This is a genomic window from Streptomyces murinus (genome assembly GCF_002154555.1).
Lineage (GTDB): Bacteria > Actinomycetota > Actinomycetes > Streptomycetales > Streptomycetaceae > Streptomyces > Streptomyces murinus.
This window is the reverse complement of record NZ_MUNF01000689.1, coordinates 1-594: the sequence shown is the minus strand read 5'-3', so window position 1 is coordinate 594 and position 594 is coordinate 1. Positions and strand designations below refer to the sequence as shown.

Genomic DNA, 594 nt, shown 5'->3' with positions numbered 1-594 from the left:
CCGCGGAGCGGACGCCCGGCCAGTCGGTGGGGAGGAGGTCGGTGGGGAGGCCGGGATCGGTGTAGGGGAGGTGGCGCCAGGAGTCGAGGGTGCGGAGGTAGTCGCGGTAGGCGTCCTGCGGCGGGGTGTCCGCCCGGTGTTCCCAGGCCCGCAGGAGCGGGGCGTGGGTGTCGAGGAAGCGGTGGTGTTCCTTGGCGATCGAGGCGAGGTCCCACCAGCGGGCGACCGCCTCGGGGGTGGGGGCGAAGCCCAGGTGGTCGCCGCGGAAGAAGTCGACGTACGGGTCCAAGTGGAGGCGGCGCAGGGTGTGTTCGGTCTCCTCGTAGAGACGGGACGGAGCGATCCAGACGCCGGGGGCCGCCGTGCCGAAACCCAGCGAGGACAGACGGGAGCGCAGCACATGGCGCTTCTGGCGTTCCGTCTCCGGCACCGAGAAGACCGCCAGCACCCAGCCCGCGTCCTCGGGCGGCGCGACGGCGTAGATGCGGCGGTCGCCGTCCTCCATCAACTGGAGCGCCTCGGGCGAGAGTTCGTAGCCGGCGGCCCCGGACTCCGTGCGCGCGGGCAGAAGCAGGCCGCGGCGCTTGAGGCGGG

Annotated in this window: 1 protein-coding gene; it reads right to left on the bottom strand. The window is 73.4% G+C overall.

What is annotated here, in order from left to right; genetic code table 11:
* Window positions 1-594: PaaX family transcriptional regulator (locus tag CCN72_RS33155; RefSeq protein WP_107430227.1), on the bottom strand; the 594-nt coding region annotated here is incomplete at both ends.